20 protein-coding genes, 2 tRNA genes and 3 rRNA genes are annotated in these 25607 nt (G+C 61.5%); 9 read left to right on the forward strand and 16 right to left on the reverse strand.

All coding sequences use genetic code 11. The features are described 5' to 3' along the window. The 3 genes from WNM05_RS20650 to WNM05_RS20660 all read left to right on the forward strand — a co-directional run bounded on the left by WNM05_RS20650 (position 1) and on the right by WNM05_RS20660 (position 2200). The gene (locus tag WNM05_RS20650) at positions 1 to 948 is read left to right on the forward strand and encodes a U32 family peptidase (protein ID WP_434630497.1); all 948 of its coding nucleotides are present in this window, start codon (positions 1 to 3) and stop codon (positions 946 to 948) included. Continuing rightward, on the forward strand, positions 935 to 1363 hold the full coding sequence (ubiT, locus tag WNM05_RS20655) for a ubiquinone anaerobic biosynthesis accessory factor UbiT (RefSeq protein ID WP_434630500.1): 429 nt from the start codon (positions 935 to 937) through the stop codon (positions 1361 to 1363). Before WNM05_RS20650 ends, ubiT begins: the two co-directional genes overlap by 14 nt. A gap of 81 nt (positions 1364 to 1444) precedes the next feature. After that, positions 1445 to 2200: a GGDEF domain-containing protein gene (locus WNM05_RS20660; RefSeq protein WP_434630504.1), complete on the forward strand. Its 756-nt coding sequence runs from the start codon at positions 1445 to 1447 to the stop codon at positions 2198 to 2200. Between the two features lie 49 nt (positions 2201 to 2249). Here WNM05_RS20660 and WNM05_RS20665 read toward each other — a convergent pair whose 3' ends face one another. Continuing rightward, entirely contained in the window at positions 2250 to 3221 is a 972-nt protein-coding gene (locus WNM05_RS20665; protein WP_434630506.1) for a LysR family transcriptional regulator, read from the reverse strand. 739 nt (positions 3222 to 3960) lie between these two features. Here WNM05_RS20665 and WNM05_RS20670 point away from each other — a divergent pair. After that, complete coding sequence (locus WNM05_RS20670; protein WP_434630509.1) at positions 3961 to 4758, forward strand: LuxR family transcriptional regulator; 798 nt, start codon at positions 3961 to 3963, stop codon at positions 4756 to 4758. Here the strand turns inward: WNM05_RS20670 and WNM05_RS20675 are convergent. Beyond that, positions 4679 to 5332: an acyl-homoserine-lactone synthase gene (locus WNM05_RS20675; protein WP_434630512.1), complete on the reverse strand. Its 654-nt coding sequence runs from the start codon at positions 5330 to 5332 to the stop codon at positions 4679 to 4681. The genes WNM05_RS20670 and WNM05_RS20675 overlap by 80 nt on opposite strands. 241 nt (positions 5333 to 5573) lie before the next feature. On the opposite strand from WNM05_RS20675, the gene WNM05_RS20680 reads away from it, so the two are divergent. After that, a complete protein-coding gene (locus WNM05_RS20680) occupies positions 5574 to 6929 on the forward strand; it encodes an aldehyde dehydrogenase family protein (protein WP_434630514.1) in 1356 nt (451 codons plus the stop codon). A gap of 35 nt (positions 6930 to 6964) precedes the next feature. Here the strand turns inward: WNM05_RS20680 and WNM05_RS20685 are convergent, their stop codons facing one another. The 3 genes from WNM05_RS20685 to WNM05_RS20695 form a co-directional block, all read right to left on the reverse strand. Beyond that, positions 6965 to 8410: a hypothetical protein gene (locus WNM05_RS20685; RefSeq protein ID WP_434630516.1), complete on the reverse strand. Its 1446-nt coding sequence runs from the start codon at positions 8408 to 8410 to the stop codon at positions 6965 to 6967. A 74-nt stretch (positions 8411 to 8484) separates the two neighbouring features. Then, positions 8485 to 9222 carry a GNAT family N-acetyltransferase gene (locus WNM05_RS20690; RefSeq protein ID WP_434630518.1) on the reverse strand — a complete coding sequence of 246 codons (738 nt, stop codon included), beginning with the start codon at positions 9220 to 9222 and terminating at the stop codon, positions 8485 to 8487. Continuing rightward, on the reverse strand, positions 9212 to 9604 hold the full coding sequence (locus WNM05_RS20695; protein WP_434630520.1) for a rhodanese-like domain-containing protein: 393 nt from the start codon (positions 9602 to 9604) through the stop codon (positions 9212 to 9214). The genes WNM05_RS20690 and WNM05_RS20695 overlap by 11 nt, the downstream gene beginning before the upstream one ends. Positions 9605 to 9698: 94 nt before the next feature. On the opposite strand from WNM05_RS20695, the gene WNM05_RS20700 reads away from it, so the two are divergent. Then, positions 9699 to 11153: a PLP-dependent aminotransferase family protein gene (locus WNM05_RS20700; RefSeq protein ID WP_434630523.1), complete on the forward strand. Its 1455-nt coding sequence runs from the start codon at positions 9699 to 9701 to the stop codon at positions 11151 to 11153. Then, the gene (locus tag WNM05_RS20705; RefSeq protein WP_434630525.1) at positions 11150 to 11650 is read left to right on the forward strand and encodes a DUF523 domain-containing protein; all 501 of its coding nucleotides are present in this window, start codon (positions 11150 to 11152) and stop codon (positions 11648 to 11650) included. Before WNM05_RS20700 ends, WNM05_RS20705 begins: the two co-directional genes overlap by 4 nt. Positions 11651 to 11774: 124 nt before the next feature. On the opposite strand, the gene rrf is transcribed toward WNM05_RS20705, so the two are convergent. The 5 genes from rrf to WNM05_RS20730 form a co-directional block, all read right to left on the reverse strand. Continuing rightward, a 5S ribosomal RNA gene (gene rrf, locus WNM05_RS20710) occupies positions 11775 to 11889 on the reverse strand. Positions 11890 to 12043: 154 nt separating this feature from the next. Continuing rightward, a 23S ribosomal RNA gene (locus WNM05_RS20715) occupies positions 12044 to 14932 on the reverse strand. Between the two features lie 254 nt (positions 14933 to 15186). After that, positions 15187 to 15262 (reverse strand) — tRNA-Ala (locus WNM05_RS20720). A 122-nt stretch (positions 15263 to 15384) separates the two neighbouring features. Beyond that, a tRNA-Ile gene (locus tag WNM05_RS20725) sits at positions 15385 to 15461 on the reverse strand. A gap of 192 nt (positions 15462 to 15653) precedes the next feature. Beyond that, positions 15654 to 17189 (reverse strand): 16S ribosomal RNA (locus WNM05_RS20730). Together the 16S, 23S and 5S rRNA genes with 2 tRNA genes alongside form the textbook arrangement of a ribosomal RNA operon. A 391-nt stretch (positions 17190 to 17580) precedes the next feature. Here WNM05_RS20730 and WNM05_RS20735 point away from each other — a divergent pair. Beyond that, entirely contained in the window at positions 17581 to 18216 is a 636-nt protein-coding gene (locus WNM05_RS20735) for a pyrimidine 5'-nucleotidase (protein ID WP_214756824.1), read from the forward strand. Between the two features lie 68 nt (positions 18217 to 18284). Here WNM05_RS20735 and WNM05_RS20740 read toward each other — a convergent pair whose 3' ends face one another. The 5 genes from WNM05_RS20740 to WNM05_RS20760 all read right to left on the reverse strand — a co-directional run bounded on the left by WNM05_RS20740 (position 18285) and on the right by WNM05_RS20760 (position 23351). Then, on the reverse strand, positions 18285 to 19349 hold the full coding sequence (locus tag WNM05_RS20740) for an ABC transporter substrate-binding protein (RefSeq protein ID WP_434630527.1): 1065 nt from the start codon (positions 19347 to 19349) through the stop codon (positions 18285 to 18287). A gap of 161 nt (positions 19350 to 19510) precedes the next feature. Further along, positions 19511 to 20305 (reverse strand): ABC transporter permease, encoded by a 795-nt coding sequence (locus tag WNM05_RS20745; RefSeq protein ID WP_434630529.1) that lies wholly within the window; start codon positions 20303 to 20305, stop codon positions 19511 to 19513. Continuing rightward, complete coding sequence (locus WNM05_RS20750; protein ID WP_434630531.1) at positions 20298 to 21191, reverse strand: ABC transporter permease; 894 nt, start codon at positions 21189 to 21191, stop codon at positions 20298 to 20300. The genes WNM05_RS20745 and WNM05_RS20750 overlap by 8 nt, the downstream gene beginning before the upstream one ends. Before the next feature lie 3 nt (positions 21192 to 21194). Next, a complete protein-coding gene (locus WNM05_RS20755) occupies positions 21195 to 22280 on the reverse strand; it encodes an ABC transporter ATP-binding protein (RefSeq protein WP_434630533.1) in 1086 nt (361 codons plus the stop codon). A 459-nt stretch (positions 22281 to 22739) separates the two neighbouring features. Further along, positions 22740 to 23351: an OmpW/AlkL family protein gene (locus WNM05_RS20760; protein WP_434630536.1), complete on the reverse strand. Its 612-nt coding sequence runs from the start codon at positions 23349 to 23351 to the stop codon at positions 22740 to 22742. A 142-nt stretch (positions 23352 to 23493) separates the two neighbouring features. On the opposite strand from WNM05_RS20760, the gene ubiD reads away from it, so the two are divergent. Further along, on the forward strand, positions 23494 to 24969 hold the full coding sequence (ubiD, locus tag WNM05_RS20765; RefSeq protein WP_434630539.1) for a 4-hydroxy-3-polyprenylbenzoate decarboxylase: 1476 nt from the start codon (positions 23494 to 23496) through the stop codon (positions 24967 to 24969). 42 nt (positions 24970 to 25011) lie between these two features. On the opposite strand, the gene WNM05_RS20770 is transcribed toward ubiD, so the two are convergent. Then, entirely contained in the window at positions 25012 to 25596 is a 585-nt protein-coding gene (locus tag WNM05_RS20770; RefSeq protein ID WP_434630542.1) for a HutD/Ves family protein, read from the reverse strand. Positions 25597 to 25607 lie beyond the last annotated feature (11 nt).

Consider the following 25607-nt stretch of genomic DNA (forward strand, 5'->3'; position numbering starts at 1 on the left):
ATGGCCGAGGATGACCGCATGACCCCGATACCGCTTAAACTGTCGCTCGGCCCGCTACTGTTCTTCTGGCCGCGCGAGCAAGTGCTGCGTTTCTACGCCGACGCCGCCGACTGGCCGCTGGACACCATCTATCTCGGCGAGACCGTGTGCGGCCGCCGCCAGCTGCTGCGCAGCGGCGACTGGATCGCGCTGGCCGCCGAACTGGCCGCCGCCGGCCGCGAAGCCGTACTGTCGTGCCAGGCGCTGATCGAAAGCGAATCCGATCTCAAACGCGTGCGCAAGCTGGTCGACAACGGCCAGCTCGCCATCGAGGCCAACGACCTCGGCGCCGTCCGGCTCGCCCGCGACAAGCGGCTGCCCTTCGTCGCCGGCCACCATCTGAACCTTTACAATACCGACGCGCTGGCTGTGATGCGCGGGCTCGGCGCCCGCCGCTGGCTGCCGCCGCTGGAAATGAGCCGCGACACGCTGGCCGCGCTGCTGGCCGAGGCCGGCCGCCGCGGCCTGGACGTCGAGACCGAGGTGTTCGCCTGGGGACGGTTGCCGCTGGCCCTGTCCTCGCGCTGCTTCACCGCGCGCCATTACCGGCTGGGCAAGGACGACTGCCAGTTCCGCTGCCTCGAGCACCCGGACGGCCTGCGCCTCGCCACCCGGGACGGCCGGGGCTTTCTCGCCATCAACGGCATACAGACGCTGTCCGACGGCTGCCAGGCCCTGCTGCCCCACCTGGACGACATCGCCGCCATCGGCGCCGACCGCGTGCGCATCAGCCCCCAATCCGGGGACACCGGCGCCGTGGTCAGGGCTTTCCGCCAGCGACTGGACGGCGCGCCGGCGGCGGAACTGCTGTCCGGCCTGCGCCCCGGCGCGCCCGGCGAACTGGTCGACGGCTACTGGCGCGGCCGGGCCGGCATCCATGGACTGGAGAACGACGATGCGCGTCCCTGACTTCGCCCTGCCCGCCGCCGCGGCCCGCCTGCTGTCCCGGCTGCCGGCCTCCCCGCCCAGCCGCCTGCTCGCCGCCGCGCTGAACCGCCTCGTCGGCAGCCGCGCGCTGCCGGCCGACGCCTCCCAGCTGGCCGGCAAACGCCTGGCGCTGCAGCTGCGCGACGCCGGCCTGACGCTATGCCTAGCCGTCGACGAGAGCGGCTTTCGCGCCGGCGACGGCCAGGCCGATCTGCGGCTGTCGGCCAACTGCGCCGACTTCGCCCGCCTGCTCTTGCGCGAGGAGGATCCGGACACGCTGTTCTTCCAACGCCGCCTCGTCATAGAAGGCGACACCGAACTGGGCCTGCTGGTCAAGAACCTGCTCGACAGCGTCGACTGGAGCCAGATGCCGCTGGCGCGACTCTTGGTCAGCTGAGACGCTGCCGGGCGGCGCTCCGCTTGCCCAGCCCCCCGCGATGGACTAGCAATGAAGCTGGACCTATCGCGGATGGGGAGCATGAGAAACTACTGGCCGTTCAGCACGCGCCGCATCCGGATCGAACTGGCCCTGATCGCCTTGTTCAATCTGGCCAGCTTCCTGCTGTTCGTACACTTCGAGCTGTTCGACAAACTGGACGACTGGTTCCATCTGCATCCGGACAGCTCGCTGGACGAGGTGCTGCTGATCGGCTTCACGCTGGCGCTGTCCATGTCGCTGTTCGCCGTCCGCAGGCTGCGCGAGGCGCGTGGCCTGTTGCGGGCACTGCGCCGCCAGGCCGAACGCGACGACGTCACCGGCCTGGCCAACCGCCGCCGCGCCAATCAGGCGCTGCAAAGGGAGACCGAGCGCAGCTGCCGCTCCGGCCGGCGCTACTCGGTGCTGCTGATCGATCTCGACCACTTCAAGAGCATCAACGACCGGCACGGCCACCAGGTAGGCGACGCCGTGCTGCAACGCTTCGGCAAGGTGTTGCAGAAGCGCGCGCGCCAGCTGGATACGGTGGCGCGCTGGGGCGGCGAGGAATTCATCGTCGTCTGCCCCGAAACCGAGCTGAGCGGCGCGCTGGCGCTGGCCGAGAACATCCGCCAGCTGCTGCTGGAAACCGACTTCTCCCCGGCCTCCGCCGTCACCGCCAGCATAGGTGTCGCCACCCTCGCCGACGACGACACGCCGGACAGCCTGGTCCACCGCGCCGACATGTGCCTGTACGCCGCCAAGCAGGCCGGCCGCAACCAGGTCGTCGGCGATGCCGGCGCCGCCTCGCCGCCATGAGAAAAGGCCGGCTGTTCGGCCGGCCCTTCCCTTCTCGCTCCAGGCGGAATCAGACCACGCCGACGCCCTGCTGCAGCGCGTTGCGCTTGGCGCTCAGATCGAGTCCGGGCAGATCGGCCATGATGTCCGGATGATCGGCCAGCTTCTCCACGACGAAATCGACGAACACGCGGGTGCGCGGCGCGATGTGGTCGCGGTGCGGGAAGCAGATGTAGATCGACCGCTCCAGCGACACCATGTCGGTCAGCACCGGCTCCAGCTCGCCGCTGCGGATCAGGTGGACCACCTCGTGGCCGGGCAGTTGCGCCACGCCCATGCCGAGGCGCGCCAGTTCGGCTACCGCCTCCATATCGTTCAGCGTGTAGGTGCCGTTCACCTCCAGCGGAATGCGTTCGCCCTTGCGGTCGAATTCCCACTTGAACAAGCGCCCGGACGTCGGGAACTGGAAGTTGATGCAGTCGTAGCCGCCAAGCTCCTCCGGCGACGACGGCCGGCCGTGGCGGTCCCAGTAATCGGGCGAGGCCACCACGTAGAGCGGCATCTGAGCCAGATTACGCGCCACCATCCGGCTGTCCGGCATCATGCCGGTGCGCACGCCGACGTCGTAGCCGTCCTCGATCAGATCGCTGAAATGGTCGTCCAGGCCGAAGAACACCCGCACCTTCGGATAGCGTTCGCAGAATTCCCCCATGATGGGCAGGATGAAGCGGCGGCCGAATGAATTGGGCATGCTGACGCGCAGATGGCCGGCCGGCTCGTCGCGGCTGGCCTTCAGCTGGTTGATCGCGGAATCCAGATTGTTGACTGGACCGCGGCACTGCGCGTAGAAGCGGCGACCATCCTCGGTCAGCGTCAGCTGGCGGGTGGTGCGGTTGAACAGGCGTACTTCCAGTTCCTGCTCCAGGCGGGCGATGCTCTGGCTGATCGCGGCCGGCGATACGCCGAGCTTGCGTGCGGCGTCCGAGAAGCTGCCGTTTTCAGCCGTGGTCATGAAGACCATCAGTGCTTTTAAGGTATCCATAAGCGGGGCGATTCCTGAACTGGCATGATTGCGCATCCGGCAAGTCCGTCAGACCAGACCACAAGCACAACCGTTCACAGGATTGAATGTATTCTATTTAAAAAGCTTACATCAATCCTGCACAGTATTGAAGGTTACATTTAAAAAACCGTTATTTCGACTCCGGCTGCGCCATCCACAAATCTCACTTCCCCAACTCGTCCGGCCGGGGACGGCACCCTGTCGCCGCCCTCCCCTGCCTGCCTTAATCTTTTTTATGCAAGGTAATTATGCGCTTTAAAGCGTTTACTTGCCAGAATTTATTAGCTTTTACTTACAATTTATGCCATTTGACTGGCGCAGGAATGCGACACACCCGCATTGCCATCAATAAATGGCGGCTTTCCCGATCAGACTATAAACCCAATGACGCATATAAATTAACAAGCACTAATAGATAACGGAAAATATCGTATCGGAGAATATCAAACCATTCGACTTTTTCAGAATCAAAATCACTGACAAAAGTCAAACCATTTTGCACGCTAGCATGTTTCCATTTGTAAAAAGTGAATTTATGACAAATAAAATGATGAATTATCAGTAATTTTCCTAAGATTCTCGGCTGTACAAATTTGGTATACTCAAGGACACAAAAAACAACAATGCATATAGCCTTTCTCATACCGGGCCTTACATGCAACAAGCATGTAAGCTACTATCTGCGTGTGTAACCCACCAAACCAAGGAAGCCCCGCTCATGGTGATCTCGAAACCCATCAGTGCAAGACCGCTCCCCGCCGGCCTCACCGCGTCGCAGCAATGGACATTGCTGGAGTGGATCCACATGGCCGGGCACATCGAGACCGAAAACGAGCTGAAGGCCTTTCTCGACACGGTCTTGGCGCAAGCGCCGTCCGACCGCATCGTGCTGGCGCTGGGCAGGCTCAACCATCAGAACCAGATCCAGCGCCTGGAGCGGGTCCTCAACGTCAGCTATCCGACCGAATGGCTGGACCAGTACATGAAGGAAAACTACGCGCAACACGATCCCATCATGCGCATCCATGTCGGTCAGGGGCCGGTCATGTGGGAAGAACGCTTCAGCCGGGCGAAGGGTTCCGAGGAGAAGCGCTTCATCGCCGAGGCGGCGATGAACGGCATGGGCAACGGCGTGACCTTCAGCGCCGCGTCCGAACGCAATAATATAGGCAGCATCCTGTCCATCGCCGGACGCGAGCCCAGTCGCAACGCCGCGCTGGTCGCCATGCTGAACTGCCTGACTCCGCACCTGCATCAGGCGGCCATCCGCATCTCCAATCTGCCGCCGGCCTCGCCGAGCAATATGCCGCTGTCGCAACGCGAATACGATATTTTCCATTGGATGAGCCGCGGCAAGACCAACTGGGAGATCGCCACCATCCTCGACATCAGCGAGAGGACGGTGAAGTTTCACGTCGCCAACGTGATCCGCAAACTCAATGCGAATAATCGTACTCACGCCATTGTTCTGGGCATGCATCTGGCAATGCAACCCGCGACCGTAGCGAACGAATGACCTCCGGTTTCATCTCGCTCCAGTCGAAATAGCCGGCCATAGACAGTACCCCGCCTTCCAGCGCGCGCGGCACGCCGACCGGCCTGACCGGCAAGCCCATCGATGCCAGCCGCCGGTACATGCAAGGCTCGACCACGAAATACATCCAGCGGATGCCGTTCCATTCCGCCCACTGCCATAGGCTGCAATACAGCAATCGGGACGCCGAAGCCGTCAATCGCCCCCCCAGGCCCGCCACATCTACGGCAAAGCGCGAGACTTCGGCGCTGGATTCCCCCTTTCGCAAAACCTCGTCCGGGATCAGCAAGCGGGAAAAGTCCTTTTCCAGCATGAAACGCTCGGTTCCCGGCGTAAAACGGACGGAGCCGACCACCCGCCCGTCCCGACACATCGCCAGATTGTCCGAGATGCCGTCGTACTCGTCGCAATCCAGTCCGCTGGGACATGTCGGCAACCAGCCAAGGTTTTCCCTGAATATCCGATGCCGGAACGCCAGCAAATCCGTGGGATCGTCTCCGCTCCCAATGCGCTCGAGCACCATACCGTCCAAAGACAACGGGTAGAACTTTTTCACTGCGGCCTCCTGTTTTGCTTGTGGTTTAGGCAGGAGGAAATGTAAAACTAGTACGAAAGGCCTGAATCTGTCATATCGGACAGTTTTTCATATTAACAAACAATCTATTATGAAAAATTGTACGACCGGCACCAAGCCATCCCCCATCGCCCGGCCATGAACGCTGTTCGGTCAGCGCGCCAAGCCCGCCCTCTCGCCGGCATTTTTTGTTACATTTGGATATTTGTCTCCGCCTGAAACCATGACCGCCTTTACCAGCTGCAACCCCGCCACCGGAGAAGTCTGTTTCACCCGCCCGGCCTGGAGCGCCGCCGCCCTGGCGCACAGCCTGGCCGCGCTGCGCGCCGCGCAACACCGCTGGGCGGCGCTGACGGTGGAGGCGCGCGCCGACCGGCTGCTGGTTCTGGCCGATGAGCTGGCGCGGCAACGCGAAACGCTGGCCGGCCTGATCACGCTGGAGGTCGGCAAGCGCACCGGCGAGTGCCTGGCCGAAATCGACAAATCGGTCCAACTGATCCGTTACTACGCCGAACTGGCGCCGGAGCTGCTGCAGGCGCTGCAGATCTCCACCCAGGCCAGCCGCAGCGGCGTCGCATTCGAACCGCTCGGCCTGGTACTGGCGGTCATGCCGTGGAACTACCCGATCTGGCAGGTGCTGCGCTTCGCCATCCCCGCACTGATGTCCGGCAACGGCTGCCTGGTCAAACCCGCCCCGTCGGTGCCGCAATGCAGCCAGTTGCTTCTGGACATCGTACGTCAGGCAGGCCTGGACGTGTTGGACATGGCCTGGATAGAAACCGATCTGGTGGAAGAGGCGATACGCAGCAGCGACGCCGTCGCCTTCACCGGCTCCACCCATACCGGCAGGGTCATCGCCTCGCTGGCCGGCCGGCATCTGAAGAAAACCGTGCTGGAACTCGGTGGCAGCAATCCCTTCATCGTGCTGGCCGACGCCGATATCGAGGCGGCCGCCCGCGACGCTGCCCACTCGCGCTTCCGCGACGCCGGCCAGAGCTGCAACGCCGCCAAGCGGATGATAGTCGTGCCGGAAATCGCCGACGCCTTCGTCGCCGCCTTCTGCGCCGAGGCCGCCGGACTGCGCGCCGGCGATCCGCGCGACCCGGCCACCACGCTGTCGCCGCTGACACGCGCCGATCTGCGCGAAGCGCTGCACGCCCAGGTGCTGGACGCCTGCCACCACGGCGCGGAACTGAAGCTCGGCGGCAAAATGCCGCATACGCCGGGCTTCTTCTATCCTGCCACGGTGCTCGACCATGTCAATCCGGACTGCCGTCTCTACCACGAGGAGGTGTTCGGACCGGTGGCCAGCATCCTGCGCGCCGCCGACGAGGCCGACGCGGTCCGCCTGGCCAACGACACGCCGTTCGGACTCGGCGCCAGCGTCTACAGCGCCGACAATGATCGCGCCTGGGCCTTGGCTCGCCAGATCGAAGCCGGCAGCGTGTTCATCAACCGCCATACCAGTTCCGATCTGCGGCTGCCGTTCGGCGGGGTCAAGGCCTCCGGCTACGGCCGCGAACTGTCCGAGTTCGGCCTGTATGAATTCGTCAACATCAAGACCTACTGGCAGAAATGAACAAGGGGCCGACAGGCCCCTTGTGTTTGAACGGCTCAGTGCAGCCGCGCGACGGTCTGCGACAGCGGAATGCCGGCCTCCCGCAGACAATCGGCCAGATCGCGCCAGGACGCGTCGCGGTCCGGCGCCACGTCCGGCACGACCAGCCACGGGACCCGCGCCGCGATCTCATCGTTGCCCTTGATCCGCAGCCCCACTTCATAGCCCTGGATTTCCGGCTGGTACTCGGCCACCGCCTCCAGCTTGTCGATGCCGCCCTGGCCGGTAGCCAGCAAGGCCACGGAAATGCCCAGCCGCTTGCGGTTCCAGGCGCGCATGCCGCTGGACAGCGCCTCCCACCAGGGCAGCGGCGCGAACAACTCGGCCTCGCCGTACTCCATTTCGGCGGCGATCGCCTGCTGCACCAGCGGCATCGCCGAATCCAGCGCACGTCGCGCGAGCCTGCGCGCCTTGTCCGGCGGCAAAGCGCCGCGCTCGACCAGGAACGGAATCCAGCTCATCACCAGCTGCGGCTCGCTGGTCTTGCGCGCCGCCTCGTAAGTGGCTCGCGACGACTCGGGATCCAGCGGCGCAAAATCGCAGCCGGCATCCATCACCGGCGCCAGCTGCACCAGATCCTGGCAGGCGCGCTCGTTCAGCATGTCTATCGTGAACAGCGTCGGCGAAATCCACAGAACCGACTTCTCCGGCACCTCCAGCGCGTCGGCCAGCGCCACCTCCAGCGACTCCAGCCGCGGGAAATGCCACCACACGCCGCCCTGGCTGCGCGAAAAGGCGAACGGCAGCGCCCACAGTTCGAACGACATCACCGTGCCGTCTTGGCGGAACACCTCGGGGAAGGCCACCGCGTCGCGCGCGCTGTGCACCAGCAACTCGCGCGCGGCCGGCTCGGCCCCCAGCGCCAGTTGCGACTCGGTGAACACCGCCTGGTCGCCGGCCATCAACGCCATCTGCACCGCGGCCGCCAGCTGAACCACCTCCATCGGCTTGCCGACGGCCTGTCGGGCCTTGTCGACCAGCCGCTCGATCGCCTGCTGGCGCTCGGCCGGCGGCAGCGGCTTGGTCGGACCGGTACGCATCTCGCGCGGCTCCGGACCGGCGGCGTCGCGATCGACATAAGCCTGGTGCAGACGCTGGTAGGCCTGCACCGCCTCGTCGCAAATCTGTTGCAACTCGCCGACGCTGGGCTCGATCTCGTCGTAGAAGTTGAAGTCGAACAGTCTCAGTCGCAGATTGCAGACATAGACCGTGATGTTCTCCGCCTCGTCGTACAGCACCGCGCTGGCCAGGCCGTCGCGCTCGCGGCCGGCGAAGTCGGTGTCGTCATTGCCGATCAGCCTGCAGACGAAGGCCGGGGACTCGGTATGCACCACGTATTCGGCGCCTTCCAGCCCCTGCTCGTCGACGGCGTCGCCGAAGATGAAGCGGTTGGGCAAAAAAGGTTCGCCGCGGATACGGGCATTGCGTGGCAGGGATTTCATCAGGCAGCACTATAACGATTACAGGCATCTATTGTAGCGCCCCCCATCGTCGGCTAGAAGCGCTGCCGCGCAATTTACTCCGGCAATGCGGCAAAGCGCGTCAACGGCTTGCGCTGGCGGCCGTCCGCGTCGAAATTATCGGGGAGCAGCCAAGCCTCCAATGCCTGCCGCCGCGCCGGCCACTCCCCATCGATGATGGAGAACCAGGCGGTGTCGCGATTGCGCCCCTTGTTGACCCTGGCCTGGCGGAACAATCCCTCGAAAGTGAAACCCAGCCGCAAGGCCGCCTTCACCGAAGGCGCGTTCTGCGCGTCGCACTTCCATTCGTAACGGCGGTAACCCAGCTCGAAAGCGTTGCGCATCATCAGATACATCGCCTCGGTGGCCAGGCGGCTGCGCTGCAGGCGGGGCGAGAAATTGAGAAAACCCACCTCGATGCTGCCGTCGGCCGGCGCGATGCGCAGATAGCTGGCCAGCCCGATCGCCGCGCCGTCGCTCTGATCGACGATGGCGTAAAACTGCGGATCGTCGTTCCCGGCATTGGCCCCCACCCAGTCCAGCCAGTCGCCCAGGCTGGCAAACGGGCCATGGCCGAGATAGGTCCAGTTGGCTCCGCCCGGCAACTGGTGCAAGGCATCGAACAATTGCGAGCCATGGCGCTCCGCGCTCAACGGCTCCACGCGGCAATAGCGGCCTTCCAGTGCCTCGCGCGGCGGATGGCTCGCGCCTTGCCAGTCTACCGGCATGCCCACCATCTGGCCGTTCGCGTTCGACTCCGCCGGAAGAGCCAATGCCTTCCAATCAGCACGCATCGCACACCTCCTTGCCGCAAGCGGCCTCGCGGGTCGTCGCGTAGCCATCGCGCTTCCACCAGTCCAGCCCCCCCTGCAGTTCCTTGACCTTGAAGCCCAGCTTCGTCAGCTTCAACGCGCCCTTGGTCGAAGCGTTGCAGCCTATGCCGTCGCAGAACGCCACCAGCGTGACGTCGCGCGGCAGATCCGCGGTGCTCTCCACCGTCATCAGCCGGTGCGGCCGGCTCTGCGCGCCGGGTATCGTCTCCTGATCGTAAGCAGCGACGCTGCGGGTATCGATCAGCAACAGCGAGCGATCGCCTTCGGCAAGCGCCTGAGCGACGTCGGCCGCGTCTATCTCGTAGGCCAGCTTGGCCTCATAAAATTCCTGTTGGCTGATCATCGCCGCCCTCCCTTGTCCATGTCGGAATACTGGTATGCTAAGCGGAAAGTCATCACCCAAACAGCGCCACTTTATCTATTTTGATGGAACCACTTTGAATCACGACTGGATAGTCGCCTATCTGCAGCCCCGGCTGCTGCGGAACGACGGCGAGCATCTGTCCCGGCAGCTCTACCGCCAGCTGCGCGAACTGATACGCCAGCGCCGGCTGGCCGGCGGCAGCGCCTTGCCGTCCAGCCGCACCCTGGCGCAAACGCTGAAGCTGGGACGCAACACCGTGCTCTCCGCCTACGACCAGCTGGCGGCAGAAGGCTATCTGGAAAGCCGCCACGGCTCCGGCACCTATGTCTGCGACGCCTTTGCAGACGACCCGGCCCATTCGCCCCGGACCGATGCGCCGGCGCGCCGGCTTTCCCTCCGGGGGCGGCGGCTGGCGGAGGCCAGCCGCCTGCCCGCCGGCAGGCTAGGCGCCTTCGTGCCGGGCCAGCCGGAATTGACGCTGTTTCCCCACAAGCAATGGCAGCAATGCCTGAACAGGCGGCAACGGGGCGCTCCTCTGGCTTGGTTGCACTACCAGCACCAGGGCGGCTTGCCGGCATTGCGCGGCGCGCTGAGCCAGTACCTGCATCTGACCCGGTCGGTCCGCTGCGAGCCGGAGCAGCTGCTCATCGTTCCCGGCGCCCAAAGCGCGCTGACGCTGCTGGCCCAATTGCTGGCCGAACCCGGCGACACCGCCTGGATCGAGGAACCGGGCTATACCGGGGCGCAAGCCGCGATGCTGGCCGCCGGACTGCGCTGCCGTGGCATCCGCGTCGATGGACAGGGCCTGTGCCCGGATCCGGATGCGACGCCTCCGCGCATCATCTACGCCACGCCTGCCCATCAATACCCGACCGGCGCGGTGATGGGCCTGTCTCGCCGACTGGAGTTGCTGGCGCTGGCCCGCCGTCACGACAGTTGGATCGTAGAGGACGATTACGACGGCGAGTTCTGCTACACCTCGGCGCCTCTGGCCGCGCTGCAAAGCCTGGATCGCGATGGACGCGTGATCTATCTCGGCACCTTCAGCAAGGTGATGTTCCCCGGACTGAAGCTGGCCTATCTGGTGCTGCCGCCGGAACTGGTCGATCCCTATCGCCGCTGTCAGGCCAGGCTGCAGGGAGAAGGCAGTTATCTGCAACAGGCCGCGGTGGCGGACTTCATCGAGCAAGGCCATTTCGCCCGCCACATCCGCCATATGCGCGAGCTTTACCAGCGACGCCAGCTGCTGCTGCGGCATGCGGCGGCGCAATATCTCGGAGATGCGATGCCGCTGCATGGCGGAGACGCCGGCATGCACCTGCTGGCGGCATTGCCGGACGGTTTCGACGAATGGGAACTGCAGACCGCCGCGGCTGAGCAAGAGCTCTGGCTGCGTCCGCTGGCCCGCCATTTCCTGGAAACGCCGTATCGCAACGGGCTGGTGCTCGGCTACGCCGGCATAGAAGACCACGCGCTGCGCCCGGCCGTGCAACAATTGGCGGACTTGCTGGAAACGAGGCTCAAATGAAGAAACCGACACTGCTGGTCAGCGCCTGCCTGCTGGGACAGCCGGTACGCTACGACGGCCGATCGAAACCGGTGTCGGGGCCGGACTGGGAGGCGCTCGGCCAGCGCTTCGAACTGATCCCGGCCTGCCCGGAATGCATCGGGGGCCTGCCGACGCCCCGGCCCGCGGCGGAGATCGCCGGCGGAGACGGAAATGACGTGCTGGCGGGCTCGGCCCGCGTATGGAGCGCCGCCGGAGACGATGTGACGCCGGCCTTCATCGACGGTGCGCGGCGGACGCTGGAAATCGCCGCCGAACATCGCTGCGCTGCGGCCCTGCTGAAGGCCAACAGCCCCTCCTGCGGCAATCGCCGGATTTACGACGGTAGCTTTTCGTCCACGTTGCGGGAAGGCAGGGGCGTCGCAGCCAGCCTGCTGGAACGGCATGGCATACCGGTCTGGAACGAAGAGGAAGTCGACGCGCTGCTCGAGGCCGGCGATCGCCCGATGCCAGGATAGTCCCGTAAGCCTTCAACAAACGACAAAGCCCCGCCGGATACCCGGCGGGGCTTGTGTTTGGGGCGCGGCGCGGCCCTCCAATGCACAAAGCCCAGCTCGTCTGAGCTGGGCTTCGTTATCGGGCGTCTGGCGGTGTCCTACTTTCACATGGCGAATGCCACACTATCATCGGCGCTAAGGCGTTTCACGGTCCTGTTCGGGATGGGAAGGCGTGGGACCACCTCGCTATGGCCACCAGACATAAACTGGTACAAACTCAAGAAGCCTGAATCAAAGCATCGCCCTGATTCTCGAATATTCGGTATCTGATCGTGTCGCACACACACTCTATCTCGCGTCTCGGCTGCTGAACGAATCTCAGATTCGCACGCTATCCCAAGCCACTCAAATGATAGGATCAAGCCTCACGAGCAATTAGTATCGGTTAGCTTCACGCCTCACAGCGCTTCCACACCCGACCTATCAACGTCCTGGTCTCGAACGACTCTTCAGGGAGGTCAAGCCTCCAGGGAAGTCTCATCTTCAGGCAAGTTTCCCGCTTAGATGCTTTCAGCGGTTATCTCTTCCGAACTTAGCTACCCGGCGATGCCACTGGCGTGACAACCGGTACACCAGAGGTTCGTCCACTCCGGTCCTCTCGTACTAGGAGCAGCCCCCGTCAAACTTCCAACGCCCACTGCAGATAGGGACCAAACTGTCTCACGACGTTTTGAACCCAGCTCACGTACCACTTTAAATGGCGAACAGCCATACCCTTGGGACCGGCTACAGCCCCAGGATGTGATGAGCCGACATCGAGGTGCCAAACACCGCCGTCGATGTGAACTCTTGGGCGGTATCAGCCTGTTATCCCCGGAGTACCTTTTATCCGTTGAGCGATGGCCCTTCCATTCAGAACCACCGGATCACTATGTCCTGCTTTCGCACCTGCTCGACTTGTCGGTCTCGCAGTTAAGCTACCTTTTGCCATTGCACTATCAGCACGATTTCCGACCGTACCTAGGTAACCTTCGAACTCCTCCGTTACACTTTGGGAGGAGACCGCCCCAGTCAAACTGCCTACCATGCACTGTCCCCAATCCGGATCACGGACCAAGGTTAGAACCTCAAACACACCAGGGTGGTATTTCAAGGTCGGCTCCACTGAAACTAGCGTCTCAGCTTCAAAGCCTCCCACCTATCCTACACAAGTCTGTTCAAAGTCCAATGCAAAGCTACAGTAAAGGTTCACGGGGTCTTTCCGTCTAGCAGCGGGGAGATTGCATCTTCACAAACACTTCAACTTCGCTGAGTCTCAGGAGGAGACAGTGTGGCCATCGTTACGCCATTCGTGCGGGTCGGAACTTACCCGACAAGGAATTTCGCTACCTTAGGACCGTTATAGTTACGGCCGCCGTTTACCGGGGCTTCGATCAAGAGCTTGCACCCCATCACTTAACCTTCCGGCACCGGGCAGGCGTCACACCGTATACGTCCACTTTCGTGTTGGCACAGTGCTGTGTTTTTGTTAAACAGTCGCAGCCACCGATTCTCTGCGACCTGTCGAAGCTTCAGACGCGAAGTCCTACACCTCAACAGGCATACCTTCTCCCGAAGTTACGGTATCAATTTGCCGAGTTCCTTCTCCTGAGTTCTCTCAAGCGCCTTAGAATTCTCATCCTGCCCACCTGTGTCGGTTTGCGGTACGGTTCTTATGTAGCTGAAGCTTAGTGGCTTTTCCTGGAAGCGTGGTATCAGTCACTTCGGGTCCGTAGACCCTCGTTATCACGTCTCGGCCTTAAGGAGAGGCGGATTTGCCTACCTCTCCAGCCTACCGGCTTGAACAGACACTTCCAACCGTCTGCTGACCTAACCTTCTCCGTCCCCACATCGCACTACATAAAAGTACGGGAATTTTAACCCGTTTCCCATCGACTACGCTTTTCAGCCTCGCCTTAGGGGCCGACTCACCCTACGCCGATGAACGTTGCGTAGGAAACCTTGGGCTTTCGGCGAGCGGGCTTTTCACCCGCTTTATCGCTACTCATGTCAGCATTCGCACTTCTGATATCTCCAGCATCCCTTACGAGACACCTTCACAGACCTACAGAACGCTCCCCTACCACGCACAGTAAACTGTGCATCCGCAGCTTCGGTTATCAGTTTGAGCCCCGTTACATCTTCCGCGCAGGACGACTCGACCAGTGAGCTATTACGCTTTCTTTAAATGATGGCTGCTTCTAAGCCAACATCCTGGCTGTCTAGGCCTTCCCACTTCGTTTACCACTTAACTGATCATTTGGGACCTTAGCTGGCGGTCTGGGTTGTTTCCCTCTTGACGATGGACGTTAGCACCCACCGTCTGTCTCCCATGCTCGCACTTTCCGGTATTCAGAGTTTGCCATGGTTTGGTAAATCGCAATGACCCCCTAGCCATAACAGTGCTTTACCCCCGGAAGTGATACATGAGGCACTACCTAAATAGTTTTCGGGGAGAACCAGCTATCTCCGAGTTTGTTTAGCCTTTCACCCCTATCCACAGCTCATCCCCTAGTTTTGCAACACTAGTGGGTTCGGACCTCCAGTGCGTGTTACCGCACCTTCATCCTGGCCATGGATAGATCACTCGGTTTCGGGTCTACGCCCAGCAACTCAATCGCCCTATTCGGACTCGGTTTCCCTACGCCTCCCCTATTCGGTTAAGCTTGCTACTGAACGTAAGTCGCTGACCCATTATACAAAAGGTACGCAGTCACGGAACAAGTCCGCTCCCACTGTTTGTATGCATCCGGTTTCAGGTTCTATTTCACTCCCCTCCCGGGGTTCTTTTCGCCTTTCCCTCACGGTACTGGTTCACTATCGGTCGATCACGAGTATTTAGCCTTGGAGGATGGTCCCCCCATCTTCAGACAGGATTTCGCGTGTCCCGCCCTACTTCTCGTATGCCTAGTTCTTGCGATGCGTTTTCGTGTACGGGGCTATCACCCACTACGGCTGGACTTTCCATTCCATTCCACTAACGCAACTCATAACACATACAGGCTGTTCCGCGTTCGCTCGCCACTACTTACGGAATCTCGGTTGATTTCTATTCCTCGAGTTACTTAGATGTTTCAGTTCACTCGGTTCGCCTCCACTGACCTATGGATTCAGTCAGGGATCTCCTTGCGGAGGGGTTTCCCCATTCGGACATCGCGGGATCAAAGCTCTATTGCCAGCTCCCCCGCGCTTTTCGCAGGCTTACACGTCCTTCATCGCCTGTGATCGCCAAGGCATCCACCAGATGCACTTAGTCGCTTGACCCTATCATTTCAGTAACCTAGATCACCAAAACGACAGAGAGTGTTTGTGCGACGACTGCACCGCCCCTTTTGATATGGCGCCGCAGCCTTAGATACAATCAAATACCCAAGATGACGATTCATTCAACAGAAGAGTTAACTCCTGCTGTTTGTCTCGCCGTCTTATATATTCGGCTTCTTCAGTTTGTTAAAGATCGGGCGTTTCAACAACGCAAACAGAATCAAACTTTTCAATTCGATTTTGTTTGCGGCGTATGGTGGAGGATGACGGGATCGAACCGACGACCCCCTGCTTGCAAAGCAGGTGCTCTCCCAACTGAGCTAATCCCCCTCTTTTTGTCCCATGCTGCGTTGCTCCGTCGCTCGTGTACATCTGTACACGTCGCGCCCTCGCGCCTTGCCTGGCACAAAAATGGCTTTCTGTAGTACTCATCAGAACACCCAGAGTGTAACTGGTGGGTCTGGTAGGACTCGAACCTACGACCCCTGCGTTATCAACACAGTGCTCTAACCAGCTGAGCTACAAACCCAGTTGACTTATGAAGTCGTGGCATCCACAACTTCATTTTGATCAAAACCAAGCGAATCAAGGCGGAAGGCGACGACGTGTACATCCAGTACACGAGGAGCTTTCCAACGCAGAGTCGCGCCGGTTTTCATCAAAATGCCCTTAACTTGAATAACCGATAGGCTGTAAGTACTTGGCAATCGCCATTCTCTAGAAAGGAGGTGATCCAGCCGCAGGTTCCCCTACGGCTACCTTGTTACGACTTCACCCCAGTCATGAATCCCACCGTGGTAAGCGGCCTCCTTGCGGTTAGCCTACCCACTTCTGGTGAAACTCACTCCCATGGTGTGACGGGCGGTGTGTACAAGACCCGGGAACGTATTCACCGCAGCATGCTGATCTGCGATTACTAGCGATTCCGACTTCACGCACTCGAGTTGCAGAGTGCGATCCGGACTACGATCGGTTTTCTGAGATTAGCTCCACCTCGCGGCTTGGCAACCCTCTGTACCGACCATTGTATGACGTGTGAAGCCCTGCTCATAAGGGCCATGAGGACTTGACGTCATCCCCACCTTCCTCCGGTTTGTCACCGGCAGTCTCATTAGAGTGCCCAACCAAATGATGGCAACTAATGACAAGGGTTGCGCTCGTTGCGGGACTTAACCCAACATCTCACGACACGAGCTGACGACAGCCATGCAGCACCTGTGTTACGGCTCCCTTTCGGGCACCAAGCCATCTCTGGCAAGTTCCGTACATGTCAAGAGCAGGTAAGGTTTTTCGCGTTGCATCGAATTAATCCACATCATCCACCGCTTGTGCGGGTCCCCGTCAATTCCTTTGAGTTTTAACCTTGCGGCCGTACTCCCCAGGCGGTCAATTTCACGCGTTAGCTACGCTACCAAGGATTCAAACCCCCAACAGCTAATTGACATCGTTTAGGGCGTGGACTACCAGGGTATCTAATCCTGTTTGCTCCCCACGCTTTCGTGCATGAGCGTCAGTGTCATCCCAGGGGGCTGCCTTCGCCATCGGTATTCCTCCACATCTCTACGCATTTCACTGCTACACGTGGAATTCTACCCCCCTCTGACGCACTCTAGTCGTGCAGTCTCCAATGCCGTTCCCAGGTTGAGCCCGGGGCTTTCACATCAGACTTGCACAACCGCCTGCGCACGCTTTACGCCCAGTAATTCCGATTAACGCTCGCACCCTACGTATTACCGCGGCTGCTGGCACGTAGTTAGCCGGTGCTTATTCTTCAGGTACTGTCATCCCCCAAGGGTATTAACCCTGGGGATTTCCTCCCTGACAAAAGTCCTTTACAACCCGAAGGCCTTCTTCAGACACGCGGCATGGCTGGATCAGGCTTGCGCCCATTGTCCAAAATTCCCCACTGCTGCCTCCCGTAGGAGTCTGGGCCGTGTCTCAGTCCCAGTGTGGCGGATCATCCTCTCAGACCCGCTACTGATCGTCGCCTTGGTGAGCCTTTACCTCCCCAACTAGCTAATCAGACATCGGCTGCTCGTATAACGTGAGGCCTTACGGTCCCCCACTTTCCCCCTCAGGGCGTATGCGGTATTAATCCGGCTTTCGCCGAGCTATCCCCCATTACACGGTACATTCCGATGCATTACTCACCCGTTCGCCACTCGTCAGCGGTGCAAGCACCCTGTTACCGTTCGACTTGCATGTGTAAAGCATGCCGCCAGCGTTCAATCTGAGCCAGGATCAAACTCTTCAGTTCAATCTCATAGCAATTTCTGGCACGCAAGTTCAAAGAAATAACTGGTATTTCCTATCTCTTGCAGTGCAAGTGTCGGCTTTCGCCAAGCACTTACACCTATCGGTTATTCGTTCTGTTAAAGAGCGGTGCCGATCGCTGCGTCGTCTTCGTCGGGAACCGTTTCGTTTCCGTCGTTTCGTTCGCTGCGTCAGCTGAGGAGGCGAACTATACCGGCCGCACCCAGGGCCGTCAACACCTTTCTGCAAAGAAAATGAAAAAATCTGGTCAAGCCACTGTAAACCGCTGATAACAATAGAAACAGGCTTTTCATACCCGATGAACGGCTTCCACTAGCCTGTTCGCCGCCGCGAATGGATAATCTGCGGTCCCACCTTTTCATGCAGTTTCGAACGTGAACCACAAGACCTGGATCTTCGACCTCGACGACACCCTGCACTACGCCAGCGGCGGCATCTTCGACCATATCAACACGCTGATGACCGAATACATGGTGCGCCACCTCGGCGTGGACGAGGTGGAAGCCTGCGCGCTGCGCTCGCGCTATTGGGCGCAGTACGGCGCGACCATGCACGGCCTGTCCACCCATCACGGCATCGACCCGCAGCAGTTCCTGATCGAAACCCACCCGGTGGAGATTCTGGAGCAATGGCTGCAATTCGAAGACCGGCTGGCCGAAAGCCTGAGCGCCTTACCCGGCCGCAAGATCATTCTGTCCAACGGACCGCAGCATTACGTGGAAGGCATACTGCAGCGGATGCGCATACAGCACCATTTCGAATCGGTATACGGCGTGGAGCGGCTTAACTATGTGCCCAAGCCCCACCTCGACGCCTTTCATACCGTCCTGGCCCGCGAAGGCCTGGATCCCGCCCACTGCATCATGGTGGAGGATTCGCTGCCGAATCTGCTGACGGCGAAGGAGCTGGGCATGACGACGATCTGGGTAAGCCGCGAGCCGCGCAAGCCGGCCCACGTCGATCACCGCATCGAGAAGATCAGCCAATTGCTGCGGCTGCATCTGGACTAGGCCGGAACACATATATAGGAAAAGGCCGGGAAGCTTCCCGGCCTTTTTCTTGGATCGAACGGATCCGCTTACTTCAGCTTGATCTCGGACCACACCTTGTTCAGCTCTCGTCTGTCCTTGGCGTTCAGATCGCGCAGCTGCTGCAGACGCGGCAGGTCGGTGCTGGTCGGGAAGATCGCCGGGATCTTGGTCAGCTCGGTCTTGACGAACTTGCCGGCGGCGGCGTTCGGATTGCCGTTGCCCATCTCGTTGGTCAGGCCGGCCGCATTCTTGCCATCCATCATGAAGTTGATGAACTTGTAGGCCAGGTCCTTGCGCGGCGCGTCCTTCAACACCACGAAGTTGTCCAGCGACAGCGTGTTGCCTTCCTTCTGCAGGCTGAAGTTCAGCGCGAAGCTGCGCTTGGCCTTCTTGGCGTCCTGCTGGGCCTGGAACATATCGTTGGAGTAGCCGAAGGCGACATAGATGTTGCCGACGGTCAGTTCCTTGATGTAGGACTGGTTGTTGAAGGCGGCCCAGTACGGCTTGGCCTTCAGGATCACGTCGCGGGCGGCTTTCCAGTCGGCCGGATTGGTGGAGTTGGCCGGCTTGCCCAGATACATCAGCGCGGCGGCGACCAGCTCGCGCTGCGAATCCAGCACGGTGATCTTGCCCTTGATCTTGGCCAGCAGCGCCGGATCGAAGATCAGCGCCCAGCTGTTCACCTTGTCGGCCAAGCCCAGTTGCTTCAGCTTGGTCTCGTTGTAGCCGATCAGCGTGGTGGTGAAGGCATACGGGGTGGAGTACTTGTTGCCCTTGTCGAAGAAACTGTTCAGGTAGCCCGGGTTCAGGTTCTTGAAATTGGGCAGCTGGGCCTTGTCCAGCGGCTGGGCCTTGCCCTGCTTGATCAGCGCGTCGACGGCGAAACCGGTCGGCACCACGATGTCGTAGCCCTTGGCGCCGGCGGCCAGCTTGGCCAGCAGTTCCTCGTTGTCGCCGTAGTAGTCCTGCACCAGCTTGCACTTGCAATAGGCCTCGAAATTCTTGGCCGCGCTCTCGGACAGATAGTTGTTCCAGTTATAGAGATGCAGCTCGTCGGCGGCGAATGCCTGGGTGGAGGCCGCCAGCGCCAGCAGCGCGAGGATCTTCTTCATTTCGTTTCCTTTGTATTGCACAGCTTGGTGGTACTACGGGAAAACCGGGAGACACCCCTAGAGTCGCCCGGGTCCGGCGGCGACGGCAAGGCATTATGCTGCAACGCAAAACGCCTTGCCGCCGGATCGGCCTTTCGGCCGGGCGGCTCTCGCCGCCCTGTTCAACCGTTGGCGCGCAGCGCGCTCGGCGACACCTTGGACGCGATGACGATCAAGGCCAGCGTCAACAGCATCAGCAAGGACGACACCGCGTTCACCTCCGGCGTCACCGCGATCTTGATCATCGAGTAGATCTCCAGCGGCAGCATGCTGGCGCCGGCGCCGGCGGTGAAGAAGGTGATCACGAAGTCGTCGATGGACAGCGTGAACGCCATCAGCGCGCCGGCGATGATGCCGGGCTTGATCACCGGCAGCGTGATCAGTCGGAAAGCCTGGAACGGCGTGGCGCCCAGATCGCGCGCCGCCTCCACCAGGCTGTCGTCCATGCCCTGCATGCGCGCCCTCACCACGATGGCGACGAAGCCGATGCAGAAGGCGATGTGCGACAGCAGGATGGTGACGAAGCCCAGTTCCAGGATGCCGATCAGCTGGTTGACGATGACGAAGAAGATCACCAGCGACACCCCCATCAGCAGCTCGGGGATGGCGATCGGCGTCAGCACCAGGAAGGGCAGCAGCCTGAGCTTGTACTTATGCAGCGCGATGCCGGCCAGCGTGCCGAGTATCGTGGAGAAGAAGCTGGCGATGATGCCGATCAGCAGCGAGTTGCCGGCCGCGGTCAGCATCTTCTCGTTGTGGAACAGCTTCTGGTACCACTTCAGCGTGAAGCCGACCCATTCGGCGTTCAGGCGCGAGTCATTGAACGAGTACAGCACCACGATGACCAGCGGCAAGTACAGGAACAGATAGGTGACGATGGCCGAAGCCCACAGCCATTTCGATTGTTTCTTAGCCACGCGCCTTCCCCTTTCTGGCCACCACGGCCCCGATCGCGGCGATCAGCAGCACGCCGCCGGTCAGCATGATGGACAGCACCGAGCCGAACGGCCAGTCGCGGGTGTCGAGTATCTGCTGCTTGATCAGATTGCCTATCATGATGGACTCGGTGCCGCCGAGGATGTCCGGGATCGCGAACATGCCCAGGGCCGGGATGAACACCAGCGCCGAGCCGGCGAACACGCCGGGCAGGCTCAGCGGCCAGGTGACGCGCCAGAAGCGCTGCCAGGCGTTGGCGCCCAGATCCTGGGCGGCGTCGAGCAAGGCCATGTCGTGCTTTTCCAGATTGGCATACAGCGGCAGCACCATGAAGGGCAGATGCACGTAGACCAGGCCGACGATCACCGCGAACGAGGTGAACAACAGCCGCACCGGCTCGAAGCCCAGCGTGGTCAGCACCAGGTTCAGCGCCTTGGTGAACGCCGACTGCGGCCCCAGGATGATCATCCACGCGTAGATACGGATCAGGAAGTTGGACCAGAACGGCAGGATCACCAAGAGCAGCATCAGGTCGCGGTACTTCTTGCCGGAGCGGGCGATCAGCCAGGCCAGCGGGTAGGCCATCAACAGGCAGACCACGGTGGTGGTCAGCGCGTAGCCGGCAGACTTGGCGAACAGCTCGAGATACAGCGGCTCCTCCACCAGGCGGTGGAAGTTGTCCAGCGTCAGCTGCCAGACGCGCTGGCCGTCCTCGATGGTGAACAGCGGCGCCAGGCCGCCGTAGTCGCCGGGCTGGCGGAACGCGGCCACCAGCATGATCAGCGACGGGATCAGGAAGAACAATACCAGATACAGCAAGGGGGGCCAGGACAGCGCCCACTTGCCGAAACGATCACGCATCGCCATCGCTTACTCCGTCAGGAAGCTGCCGGCGTCGAAACGCCAGGCGATCTCGACCACGTCGCCGTCGTCGAAGAACTTGGCCACGCCGGGAATGTTGTTGGGCTGCATCGCCTCCACCAGCACGCCGTCGGCCACCTCCACCACGTAGAGGGTGACGTCGCCGAGGTACAGGCAGTCGTGGACGCGGCCCTTGAAATAGGCCTCGTCCGGCAGATCAGGCAATTCCTTGTCCAGTTTCACCTTCTCCGGCCGCAGCGCCAGCCAGCCCTGCTGGCCTTCCTTGGCTCCCGGCACCGCCTGGCACTTGACGTCGCCGCAGCCTTTCAACGCCACGGTCATGGTGTCGCCGTGCAGCGCCTTGACCGTGCCTTCCAGCACATTGCACTGGCCGAGGAAGTCGGCGACGAAGCGGTTCTTCGGATAGCTGTACAGCTTCTCCGGCGCGTCCAGCTGCTCCACCTTGCCGTGGCTCATCACCGCGATGCGGTGCGACAGCGCCAGCGCCTCGCCCTGGTCGTGGGTGACGTAGACGAAGGTGATGCCCACTTCCTTCTGCAGATTGATCAGCTCGATCTGCATTTCCTCGCGCAGCTTGGCGTCGAGCGCGGACAGCGGCTCATCCAGCAGCAGCAGGCGCGGACGGTCCACCAGCGCGCGGGCGATGGCCACGCGTTGGCGTTGGCCGCCGGACATCTCGTGAGGATAGCGGTCGCCGAACTGGGTCAGGCGCACGTCCTCCAGCAGCTCGTCCACCTGGGCGGCGATCTTGCGCTTGTCCCACTTGGCCATTTTCAGCGGGAAGGCGATGTTCTCGCGCACCGTCATGTGGGGGAACAGCGCGTAGCTCTGGAACACGGTATGCACCGGACGCTTCTCCGGCGCCACCTGCGACATGTCCTGGCCGTCGAGCAGGATCTGGCCGGCGTCCGGCTGTTCGAAACCGGCCAGCATGCGCAGCAAGGTGGTCTTGCCGCAGCCCGACGGTCCCAGCAGGGTGAAGAACTCGCCCGCCTCGACCGACAGGCTGACGTCGTTGACAGCCGTGTAGTCGCCGAAGCGTTTGACCACGTTTTTGATTTCCAGGAGAGCCATGGATCTTCCCCGCCACGAAAAAGGGCGCCATTTTAACAAAAAAACAACTTTCGGGGCCGCGGAAATCCCTTGTAAATTCAAGACCTCAGCACACTTTTCCGGTCAGCTCCGCCCACAAGTCAGGCCGGCAGGATAAGTTGCTCTTTTCACTGAAAAAAACCCGCGCCCCCCATCTTTTTACGGACGCGGAAAACTTCGAATGGTTCGCATGGAAATGATGCATTTTGACAACAGACTTGTCTGAAAAGGGACGATCGATGTCGCCAAGCGCCTCTTTTCATGTCGCCGACGCGACAAATGCGCCGTATCTACGGCAGCGGCCTTGCCCATGCCCGGCCCCGGACACCGGCCAGCATTGGCGACTTCCCCCGCAATGTCAACATCATCAATCGTTTACATTCCGCCACAATGCAAAAGGACGCCCGTAGGCGTCCTCGCATGGCCGATGGCGGGGCCGGATCAGAACTTGGTGCCGACACCGATGCCGAAGACCCACGGATCGATATGCAGCGTGCCCAGCTTCGCGCCGCCCAGCTTGTCGGCGCTGACGTCGGTCTGGATCCACAGCTTCTTCACGTCCACGTTGAAGAACCAGTTCTTGTTGATCGCGTAGTCGGCGCCGATCTGCAATGCCGGGCCGAAGCTGTTGCTCTTCACGCTCAACGGCGTGCCCAGCGCGCTCAGGCCCGTGCTGTAGAAGCGGGTGTAGTTGATGCCGGCGCCGACGTACGGACGGAAAGTCGCTTCCGGCGCGAAGTGGTATTGCACGGTCAGTGTCGGCGGCACCACGGACGCTTTGCCGATGTCGGCGCCGTTGGCGGTGATCTTGTGGCGGGACGTGCCCAGGATCAGTTCGGCGCCGATATTGTTGGTGATCATGTAGGTGAAGTCGATTTCCGGCACCGTCGCGCTCTTGGCGTCGACATCCAGCCCCGGCACCAGGCCGGAATTGCTCCAGCTGGCCGACGGAGCGACGTTGATCACGCGGAAACGTGCCAGAATGTCGCCTTGGGCGGCGAACGCGCCGGCGGACAGCATGCCGATCATGGCGGCGAGTGCGAGCTTCTTCATTTCTGTTCTCCAATGGGTAGGTAATGCCGCCATAAACCATGCCGGCGTTGACAGCCAGGCACGCCGGCAGTAGCGTGCGACGTCCGCAGGCAGATTATCCAAGCCCTACCTCTCACACTTTGCGTCAGATCATGAAACAGTCATGAAATATGCCGATCTACGGGAATTCATCGCCCAACTTGAACAAAAACAGCTGCTGAAGCGCATCAAGACGCCGGTATCGCCGCATCTGGAGATGACCGAAATCGGCGACCGCGTGCTGAAGGCCGGCGGCCCTGCGCTGCTGTTCGAACAGCCGGTCCACGACGGCCGCCGCTACGACTTTCCGGTGCTGGCCAATCTGTTCGGCACGCCGGAGCGCGTGGCGATGGGCATGGGCGCCGAAGACGTGATGCAGCTCAGGGAGATAGGCAAGACCCTCGCCTATCTGAAGGAGCCGGAGCCGCCGAGGGGCCTGAAGGACGCCTGGGACAAGCTGCCGCTGTTGAAGCAGGTGCTGGCCATGGCGCCCAAGGAGGTGAAAAAAGCGCCATGCCAGGACATCGTCTGGGAAGGCGAGGCGGTGGACCTCGGCAAGCTGCCTATCCAGCATTGCTGGCCCGGCGACGCCGCCCCGCTGATCACCTGGGGCCTGACCGTCACCCGCGGCCCGAACAAGAAGCGGCAGAACCTGGGCATCTACCGCCAGCAGGTCATAGGGAAAAACCGCGTGATCATGCGCTGGCTGGCCCACCGAGGCGGCGCGCTCGATTACCGCGAATTCCGCCAGCGTAACCCCGACGCGCCCTATCCGGTGGCGGTGGTGCTGGGCTGCGACCCGGCGACGATACTGGGCGCGGTGACCCCGGTGCCCGACACGCTGTCCGAATACCAGTTCGCCGGCCTGTTGCGCGGCTCCCGCACCGAGCTGGTCAAGTGCCTGGGCTCGGACCTGCAAGTGCCGGCCCGCGCCGAGATCGTGCTGGAGGGACATATCCATCCGGACGACATGGCGATGGAAGGCCCGTACGGCGACCACACCGGCTACTACAACGAGCAGGACAGCTTCCCGGTGCTGACGATAGACCGGATCACGATGCGCGAGAATCCGATCTACCACAGCACCTACACCGGCAAGCCGCCGGATGAGCCGGCGATACTGGGCGTGGCGCTGAACGAGGTCTTCGTGCCGATACTGCAGAAGCAGTTCCCGGAAATCGTCGACTTCTACCTGCCGCCGGAAGGCTGCAGCTACCGGATGGCCATCGTCAGCATCAAGAAGCAGTATCCCGGCCACGCCAAACGGGTGATGATGGGCTGCTGGAGCTTTCTGCGCCAGTTCATGTACACCAAGTTCATCGTGGTGGTGGACGACGACGTGAACACCCGCGACTGGAAGGAAGTGATCTGGGCGATCACCACCCGGATGGACCCGGTGCGCGACACCACGCTGATCGACCACACGCCGATCGACTACCTGGACTTCGCCAGCCCGATCTCCGGCCTCGGCGGCAAGATGGGCCTGGACGCCACCAACAAGATGCCCGGCGAGACCAACCGCGAATGGGGCACGCCCATCGTGATGGACGACGCGGTCAAACAACGCGTCGACTCGCTGTGGAGCGAACTCGGGCTGTAAACCGCGCCGTCCAGACAAAAGCCAGGCGGACGCCTGGCTTTTTTACATCCGTCCGTCAGCCCGATCGAAGCGCGTGACCCGCGCCAGCCAGGCCACCGCCTCCCCGTCCGCCCGCAGCGCGACGCTCTCGCTCTCCAGCAGCAGCAGGCCGCCCGGCGGCAACGCTTCATCGCCGCGCGCCCATTCCCCCCGCTGCAGATACAGCAGGACCAGGTCGCCGGCTTCCAGCCTCACGGTCTCCCCATCGGCCGGCGTCAATCGCTCCAGCTCGCCGCGCCCCCAGTCCCGCGCCAGCATCAGGTTGCAGTCGCGCAGCGCGCCGCCCAGCAGGCGGCACCGGACGTCGATCTCGCCGGGGAAGGCCGCCACCCGGCCCGGCGCGTCCAGCATCAGCCGGCGACCGTCGGCCAGGCTCAGCGCCATGCCCTCGCCCTCCAGCAGGCCCAGCAGCCGATCGACGCCGGCGAAACGGGAAAACGGCCCGCCTTCGGCCACCGTGGCGACGGACATCCTGAGCGCGAACGCGCCGCTCCTCTCCGGATGGGGCAAGCGGAACAGCTCCAGGGTGCGGCCGCCGCCGTTGGCCCACGGCATGTCGATGAAACTTCGCCTATCCACTACCCGCATGCCGCCTCCAA

It is taken from the genome of Chromobacterium sp. CV08 (assembly GCF_051129845.1).
Lineage (GTDB): Bacteria > Pseudomonadota > Gammaproteobacteria > Burkholderiales > Chromobacteriaceae > Chromobacterium.

Excerpts from the sequence above, each read along its gene's own strand:
- ubiT (WP_434630500.1), top strand. The coding sequence starts at position 935 with ATGCGCGTCCCTGACTTCGCCCTGCCCGCCGCCGCGGCCCGCCTGCTG.
- WNM05_RS20770 (WP_434630542.1), bottom strand. The coding sequence starts at position 25,596 with ATGCGGGTAGTGGATAGGCGAAGTTTCATCGACATGCCGTGGGCCAAC.
- WNM05_RS20750 (WP_434630531.1), bottom strand. The coding sequence starts at position 21,191 with ATGGCGATGCGTGATCGTTTCGGCAAGTGGGCGCTGTCCTGGCCCCCC.
- WNM05_RS20670 (WP_434630509.1), top strand. The coding sequence starts at position 3,961 with ATGGTGATCTCGAAACCCATCAGTGCAAGACCGCTCCCCGCCGGCCTC.
- WNM05_RS20755 (WP_434630533.1), bottom strand. The coding sequence starts at position 22,280 with ATGGCTCTCCTGGAAATCAAAAACGTGGTCAAACGCTTCGGCGACTAC.
- WNM05_RS20695 (WP_434630520.1), bottom strand. The coding sequence starts at position 9,604 with ATGATCAGCCAACAGGAATTTTATGAGGCCAAGCTGGCCTACGAGATA.
- WNM05_RS20760 (WP_434630536.1), bottom strand. The coding sequence starts at position 23,351 with ATGAAGAAGCTCGCACTCGCCGCCATGATCGGCATGCTGTCCGCCGGC.
- WNM05_RS20740 (WP_434630527.1), bottom strand. The coding sequence starts at position 19,349 with ATGAAGAAGATCCTCGCGCTGCTGGCGCTGGCGGCCTCCACCCAGGCA.
- WNM05_RS20690 (WP_434630518.1), bottom strand. The coding sequence starts at position 9,222 with ATGCGTGCTGATTGGAAGGCATTGGCTCTTCCGGCGGAGTCGAACGCG.
- ubiD (WP_434630539.1), top strand. The coding sequence starts at position 23,494 with ATGAAATATGCCGATCTACGGGAATTCATCGCCCAACTTGAACAAAAA.
- WNM05_RS20680 (WP_434630514.1), top strand. The coding sequence starts at position 5,574 with ATGACCGCCTTTACCAGCTGCAACCCCGCCACCGGAGAAGTCTGTTTC.
- WNM05_RS20660 (WP_434630504.1), top strand. The coding sequence starts at position 1,445 with ATGAGAAACTACTGGCCGTTCAGCACGCGCCGCATCCGGATCGAACTG.
- WNM05_RS20665 (WP_434630506.1), bottom strand. The coding sequence starts at position 3,221 with ATGGATACCTTAAAAGCACTGATGGTCTTCATGACCACGGCTGAAAAC.
- WNM05_RS20705 (WP_434630525.1), top strand. The coding sequence starts at position 11,150 with ATGAAGAAACCGACACTGCTGGTCAGCGCCTGCCTGCTGGGACAGCCG.
- WNM05_RS20650 (WP_434630497.1), top strand. The coding sequence starts at position 1 with ATGGCCGAGGATGACCGCATGACCCCGATACCGCTTAAACTGTCGCTC.
- WNM05_RS20685 (WP_434630516.1), bottom strand. The coding sequence starts at position 8,410 with ATGAAATCCCTGCCACGCAATGCCCGTATCCGCGGCGAACCTTTTTTG.